The organism is Vibrio sp. Vb2960, from assembly GCF_033337665.1.
GTDB classification, from domain to species: domain Bacteria; phylum Pseudomonadota; class Gammaproteobacteria; order Enterobacterales; family Vibrionaceae; genus Vibrio; species Vibrio alginolyticus.
In genome coordinates, this window is sequence record NZ_JAWORD010000045.1 from 1 (window position 1) to 6,349 (window position 6,349).

The 6,349-nt window shown below is 39.9% G+C and carries 8 protein-coding genes; 1 reads left to right on the forward strand and 7 read right to left on the reverse strand.

All coding sequences use genetic code 11. The annotated features are described in order from the left end of the window. From R7O03_RS22785 to R7O03_RS22325, 5 genes are all read right to left on the reverse strand, one after another. Positions 1–120, reverse strand: a 120-nt coding sequence (locus R7O03_RS22785) for a DUF4087 domain-containing protein (protein ID WP_411977485.1), incomplete at its 3' end; no start/stop codon positions are given. Between the two features lie 139 nt (positions 121–259). Further along, a complete protein-coding gene (locus tag R7O03_RS22310; RefSeq protein WP_315956406.1) occupies positions 260–787 on the reverse strand; it encodes a hypothetical protein in 528 nt (175 codons plus the stop codon). Positions 788–920: 133 nt separating this feature from the next. Beyond that, positions 921–1,466 (reverse strand): GNAT family N-acetyltransferase, encoded by a 546-nt coding sequence (locus R7O03_RS22315; protein ID WP_025523659.1) that lies wholly within the window; start codon positions 1,464–1,466, stop codon positions 921–923. Between the two features lie 712 nt (positions 1,467–2,178). Further along, positions 2,179–2,505 carry a hypothetical protein gene (locus R7O03_RS22320; protein ID WP_318132053.1) on the reverse strand — a complete coding sequence of 109 codons (327 nt, stop codon included), beginning with the start codon at positions 2,503–2,505 and terminating at the stop codon, positions 2,179–2,181. 121 nt (positions 2,506–2,626) lie between these two features. Then, positions 2,627–3,055, reverse strand: coding sequence for a GNAT family N-acetyltransferase (locus R7O03_RS22325; protein WP_318132054.1), 429 nt, complete (start codon positions 3,053–3,055; stop codon positions 2,627–2,629). Positions 3,056–3,352: 297 nt separating this feature from the next. Between R7O03_RS22325 and R7O03_RS22330 the strand changes: the two genes are divergently transcribed. Beyond that, complete coding sequence (locus R7O03_RS22330; RefSeq protein ID WP_318132055.1) at positions 3,353–3,823, forward strand: hypothetical protein; 471 nt, start codon at positions 3,353–3,355, stop codon at positions 3,821–3,823. 863 nt (positions 3,824–4,686) lie between these two features. On the opposite strand, the gene R7O03_RS22335 is transcribed toward R7O03_RS22330, so the two are convergent. Beyond that, positions 4,687–5,475 carry a hypothetical protein gene (locus R7O03_RS22335; protein WP_005475702.1) on the reverse strand — a complete coding sequence of 263 codons (789 nt, stop codon included), beginning with the start codon at positions 5,473–5,475 and terminating at the stop codon, positions 4,687–4,689. Positions 5,476–5,631: 156 nt separating this feature from the next. Then, entirely contained in the window at positions 5,632–6,255 is a 624-nt protein-coding gene (locus R7O03_RS22340) for a hypothetical protein (RefSeq protein WP_140148972.1), read from the reverse strand. Between the last annotated feature and the right edge of the window lie 94 nt (positions 6,256–6,349).

Sequence of the window (6,349 nt, forward strand, 5' to 3'; positions counted from 1 at the left end):
ATCGCGATCAATCAACCACATATTGGCAGGAGAAGGGTTTTCAAGCCATCCACATCGAGTCTCTTCTGCCGTCGCTGCTAATGCAGAAAACATCCCCAAAATAACAATCAAAAATCTCATTATTTACTCCATTCGCCTAACGCCCAATTAAGGTGTGAGGCACGCAATACCGATGCTGCCGCATACCACCTTAATCACTAAAACCAACGCATAATAAAAATGCCAAGCGTGCCGAATCACTCTTAAATTGTTTGTTAAATTATTTTTTATACCAATTGAATACTTCAGCGCTAGCCATTGTAATCCGTATAGCTAAGCCAATAACTAAGAAATATACGTAAATACTTTTGGCACTTTTTTCAAAGGCTGTTTCTACCTTTTGGCTCTCATTTTCCGAAATGTCACTTCTTAATTTAGCTGTACGTGCATCGATTGTTGAGGCATCTTCAGCTAGTTCCTTTAATCCGATATCAAATGCTGGGCTATCTATACCATCAAGCGTAAAGTGTTTTTCCATAAATGCTTGTCCTTTTTCAAGGTTGGATATTCGGTCATTATAACTTGATACAAGTTGCTTTCTGAGAATTTTCTCTGCTTGCACAGCTTCATTAATTCGTGTGGTTGAAAGCGCATTAATCAATGCAAAAAAAGCCAATGACAACCATATATAATCACCAGCTTTCCAGTACGATTTTGGCCACTTCCCTGAAGTCTTGTAGCCAAAAACATGTGCACCAACTAGCAACGTAATAAATGTTAATAATACTGGATGAAAAATAATGCTCATAAGCTTCCTTGTAATTTAACGCCCTGTTAAGGTGTGAGCAACGCAATACCGATGCTGCTGCATACTACCTTAACCACTAAAACCAACGCATAGTAAAAATGCCGCGCGTTGCGAATCACTCTTAAACAGATTGTTATGCGTAATTTTTGACGTACATTGTCATTGCTGTTTCCGAGACTGACAAACCGTCGATTCTATATTGATCTTTGAACTCTCCAACAACATTGAACCCTGCTTTTAAGTAGAGGTTCTTTGCTGGGAAATTCTCTGACAATACACAAAGATCAAGCCAGTCAATTTCAGCTTTTTCTTGGCAGAAATTTATAACAGCATCAATGAGTCTTTGACCAAGACCTTGCTTCCGGCAAGAAAAATCTACGCCCATACCTAATAGAACTCTGTGGGAACGGCTTTCATCACTGTGGTGGCGAAGATCAATATGACCTTTGATATTTCCAGAGGTGTCTTTTACAACCCAAAGTTTTCTCCAACCTAAGTCGCCAAACTGATGAGAAAAGCCTTGGATAAACCTATCTTTTGTTACTTCTGGAATTTCACTTTGCTCTCTGGACATTGGCTGGAAAAGAGGAACTTCTCCATTACCATTTTCAGACAGCTGATTTTCTAGATACACAAAGAATGAATCTAAATCCGATTTTTCCGCTTCTACTACTTCCATCTAATTCTCGGTACTCCATCGATTACGCATAACGCCTTGCTAAGGTGTGAGTAACGCAATACAAAAGCTACCGCACGGCGCCTTATTCACATAAGCCACCGCATAGTAAAAATGCCACGCGTTACGAATCACTCTTAAGCAATTTGTTAGTACATGCGTTACTTCTATTTATGCGCTCCAAGATATTGAAAATTGAGATGATATGAAAGGCTTTGAACACTGAAGTGAGACGGGCAGCTACAAAACTTTACCCCGATTGAAAGACGAAAGTTGGCTAGAAGAAAAACGCACTGGACAGCCCTACTTTGCAAATTTCAAATTAGAAAAGGATTCTTTCCTCGTACTTCAACAGCCACACCAAAAGTAATCAAGGCTTTCTCAAAAGCCACCACGAAAATGAAGAAGCGCCAAAGAAATAGGCTAAGAGTTAGAAGCCGTAAACGGTGAAATCAAAGCAAACACTTCGCATATAGTGCCACCGGATAGAACGTGAGAGACACTAACTGAAAGGTGTAAATACGAGCGCCAAAACAGATAAACACCAAAACTTATAACCTTTGATGTCAAACCCGTACTAACGCCCTGTTAAGGGGTGAGCAACGCAATACCAAAGCCACCGCAAACCACCTTAATCACTAAAATCGACGCATAGTGAAAATGCCACGCGTTGCGAATCCCTCTTGAACAGTTTGTTATGTTTGTGCTGACGTAGCTAGACAAACTTATGGTTGTAGAGAGGTAAAATGTTGATCACTGGTTCTTCGTAAGGGTGAATTGTTCGAATAGCATCAAGTGCAGCTTGAACTAAAGACTCTTGGCATCTAACGTCAATTCTGACCTCTTCACCAAAGTTAATTTCACCCTTCTCGCCAGTAACAGGTTCCGAGCCTTCAGTTGGTCTCCAGAAACCTAAAATTTTTACGATTGAAATAACGCTGTCATAGTCACCCACAACACCAGCGCCAACTGAGTTAAGTACATCACGGATAGCTACGACTTCTGTTTCAGGTGCATAGATTTCTAGCTTGAATTCCATCATTTTCTCCCAAAAAACATAACGCCGCATTAAGGTGTGAGCGACGCTTGGCTATACTTGAGCGAAGCGAAAACGCCAAGCGTTGCGAATCACTCTTAAATGCTTTGTTATACGCGTGCTGACACTACAACGAAACTGTCATAACCTTATGATTTGGCTCACTTTCAATATCAACCGCTAACCAACCTAATGACTCGTACAACGATGGTACATTTGTGTAAGCATACAGGTTACTTTGAGTTGCTGCTGATACTTGGCTAACACCTCGGTTAATCAGTTCACTAGCAATACCTTGCCCGCGCCAATCTGGTGAAACATAAACAGCATTAAACCAAATAACTTCTGAGTCACCATGAGGTTCTTTAAAGCACGAGTAAGCAAGACCACCGATAACTTGATTGTCTCTGAGAGCGACAATTACCAGTGGAAGTTTAGATTCTGTTTTATAGGTATCTACGAATAGAAAGTCAGACCATTCCGTTTGAAACAGCTTTTCTAGAGCAACCCAATACTCACTCTTTTCATCGCAATTTCTGAATACTACCTTGTTCATATTGGATTATTTCCTCAAAAGCGTATAACGCCGCATTAAGGTGTGAGCAACGCTACCACGAAACCTAACTATACCACCGTAAACACAAAACCCAACGATGGAATGAAAAATGCCAAGCGTTGGGAATCACTCTTAAATGCTTTGTTAAGTACCATCCCAACATAAACCACCAAAAACAAGTAATCATGCACACCAAACGTTGACAATTAAATCCAATCTATGTACTTTTTGTCTCGTAAACACCATACAGAATGTATCCGTTTACTTAACTTTGACCATTTAGTGGATAATAATTCAATGAAACGACTATTAACGAGCGCAGAAGAAACTGCAAAGCTAATTCTTCTAAACGCAGCAGATTACGAAGCAGATCAAAGAGAGAAGAAACCATCACGTCGTATAGATGTAAAAAGGTTTATCCTTACTGAAAGATCACTAAAGCGCCTTGCATTTCGAGATCGTCTAGATTACCGATTCTTAGACCAGTTAGCAGAATCTATGATCGAACTTGGCTGGTTTATGATTCCAACCGGAAATTCAAGCTTCATATTTTTACGAGCAAGTGCGACTGAAAACTGGGCAAGAATTGGTACTCGATCCAGAGATGCTGACTCTTCATATGAAAAGCTTAGACGAAGAACGGTTAGAGCTTTGAGAAATGAAGATTTAGATTTATTAGAGAGGACCATGAGTAAAATTGATCATCAAATATCACACCTCATCGATGATAATTTTGAACCATACGACGATCTAGATTCTATCGATTAACACAAAACATATGCGCATCACAATCTCGTGTGGTGCGCATGGTACTTAACGCCGCATTAAGGGGTGAACAACGCCACCACCCAGCCTAAGCTATTGTGCCGTAAACACTTAAGCTAGTTCAAACCAAAACTGCCAAGCGTTGTGAATCCCTCTTGAATGCTTTGTTAGTTGCCAAACCTAAAGCTTTGATTTGAAGCCGATTGCCGTTTTGCCAACACTTGCTTTACGTATTTTGAAAAACTCTGTTCAGGCGCAGTTTCAAAGCGCCTGTCACTGAAACCACTTGGAACAAACAGCGCCGTAGAAAACGGGCCAACAACACCAAAAAGCTCATTTGAAAAGACAATATCACAGAGCTGACTCTCAACAAGTGAATCGGCTTCTGAAACAGAAAGTCCGACCACAAAAAACCAAAGCCTGATCTACATAATCCTGAAAGATTAAAATTTGAAATACAAAACCGAGCCAGAAATGCACGAACATTAGCCCTAAACATTCTGCTTTAGATGCGTTTTTCGCCTTGGCAACTAACGCCCTGTTAAGGTGTGAGCAACGCAATACCGAAGCCGCCGCATACCACCTTAACAACTAAAACCAACGCATAATAAAAATGCCACGCGTTGCGAATCACTCTTAAACAGTTTGTTAGCAGCCAAATACGCATTGCTTAAAGAAACATACATGTAGCCATAAAAGCAATGCGAGCTAATTGATAAACAAGAAAGAGTGACTGATTACTGATACTTAAACTAACTGATACCTTAATGTTCATACTTTAAATCCTGTTGTGAAAGTTACAACAGGATAAGTAATCCCCTTCGCTACCTGACATGACACTAAAATCGAAAATTTAAAGAATAGTGTCAGGGGGCCATTCTAATTACTTGTCTCTCGGTTAGATTGGGGATGTCAAAGACTGTAGCTGTAGTAATCGTAACAATATCTCGCAAAGGTTGACCGGTTTGCTCTCTAAGTTGTTGAGTCAGCTTTCGAACGAAATAACTACGTTTGGCATTAGGGTGTTTCGGTTTATCCAACTTAACTGACGTTGAAGATTTAGCACCAGCAGTACCAATATCATCATCTGATTCCATCTTAGCGATATCAGATAAAGCCTCACTCAACAATTTAGGCGAGAGATCTGGCCATGACTTGTAAGATGGTTCAGTTTTCTTATGTTGTTCTGGGTCTATAGTTGGATCGAGTATTTTAAAAGAATGCGCCATGATACTGCTCATCACATGTTTCTGCCTCTTTACTAAATATTGCTCCTGATAGATACGGTCATAAGCACTATGCTGAATTAATTGTTTCAGTTTTAACGCAGTTTCCCTAACCTCAATCAACCAATTGGAATATTCCTTGGGCGTGAGATTGTAAGGTTTCATATCTAAAAACAACAAGGAACACTGCACCATTGAACAAAACAGTGTGGGCTTAATATTGTATTTTGGTAATCGCTCCCACACACTTTTCATATCTTCATAAGTTAGAAGACGCTCTAAGACATCAGCATCATCCGTTTCCGGTTCAAGCATAGGAAATTTACGATACCAGTATTCTACTTCTTCGGCTTTTTCTATCCATTCAGCTATGACTGATTTAGGCGCCCACTTCGGAAAACTGGGTCTTTTCATACTAAAACTTGACATAGATTCTCTACAACTTACCCCGAGTCAATGGTTGGCTGCTAACGCCCAATTAAGGTGTGAGGCACGCAATACTGATGCCGCCGCATACTACCTTAATCACTTGAACCAACGCATAGTAAAAATGCCACGCGTGCCGAATCGCTCTTAAATTGTTTGTTAGGCTTTTTTGATAAGAACTAATACTCCAGGGTAAATAATCGAAGAATCCCCCCCTGAATTTAGGACTTCATCAAGTACTAATTTGTGAAAAATTAAATCATGTTGTTGATATATAGACACTAAACGATCTAATTCCGAAAGATAACTATAGCTCTTACTGAGATTGGCTCTGCACATTTTGAGCGTTATAAAAACAATGCCAAGCGCAAAATTATTCTCGTAAATATACTGTTTTTCAATTTTACTAGCTTCATTTACTGCAAGCTGAATTGCATTGGAAAAATCATGCTTATTTAAGTTCTCAAGTGACCACCATAGCTGTTTTGCTTCACAGCGAAATTGCTGATCATCTAAACAAAACCACAAATCTCGCCGCCCTCGATAGCCTCTTACGCCAAAGTCCTGATTGTTACTTTCCAGTTTTTCTTTGTCAGTTGAGTATTCTTCAAGGACTAGAGCCTTGTATCCTTGTTGCCGCCAAATAGCCCCCGAAAAAATAGAAACATTTGCTCTCTCGTTATAAAAGTATGCTAAGTCGTACTTACCTTCCTCATAATTAGAATACGAATTAGCGTACTCTCTGTGTATAATGTCGAACTCTTTAAATATCTCATCAAACATACTTAACTCCAGAAGCCTAACGCTCTGTTAAGGGGTGAGCAACGCAATACTGAAGCCGCCGCATACCACCCTAAACACTTAAACCAACGCATAG

What these genes read in the sequence shown, in the direction of transcription:
- R7O03_RS22310 (WP_315956406.1), bottom strand. Translation starts at nt 787, where the DNA reads ATGAGCATTATTTTTCATCCAGTATTATTAACATTTATTACGTTGCTA.
- R7O03_RS22315 (WP_025523659.1), bottom strand. Translation starts at nt 1,466, where the DNA reads ATGGAAGTAGTAGAAGCGGAAAAATCGGATTTAGATTCATTCTTTGTG.
- R7O03_RS22320 (WP_318132053.1), bottom strand. Translation starts at nt 2,505, where the DNA reads ATGATGGAATTCAAGCTAGAAATCTATGCACCTGAAACAGAAGTCGTA.
- R7O03_RS22325 (WP_318132054.1), bottom strand. Translation starts at nt 3,055, where the DNA reads ATGAACAAGGTAGTATTCAGAAATTGCGATGAAAAGAGTGAGTATTGG.
- R7O03_RS22330 (WP_318132055.1), top strand. Translation starts at nt 3,353, where the DNA reads ATGAAACGACTATTAACGAGCGCAGAAGAAACTGCAAAGCTAATTCTT.
- R7O03_RS22335 (WP_005475702.1), bottom strand. Translation starts at nt 5,475, where the DNA reads ATGTCAAGTTTTAGTATGAAAAGACCCAGTTTTCCGAAGTGGGCGCCT.
- R7O03_RS22340 (WP_140148972.1), bottom strand. Translation starts at nt 6,255, where the DNA reads ATGTTTGATGAGATATTTAAAGAGTTCGACATTATACACAGAGAGTAC.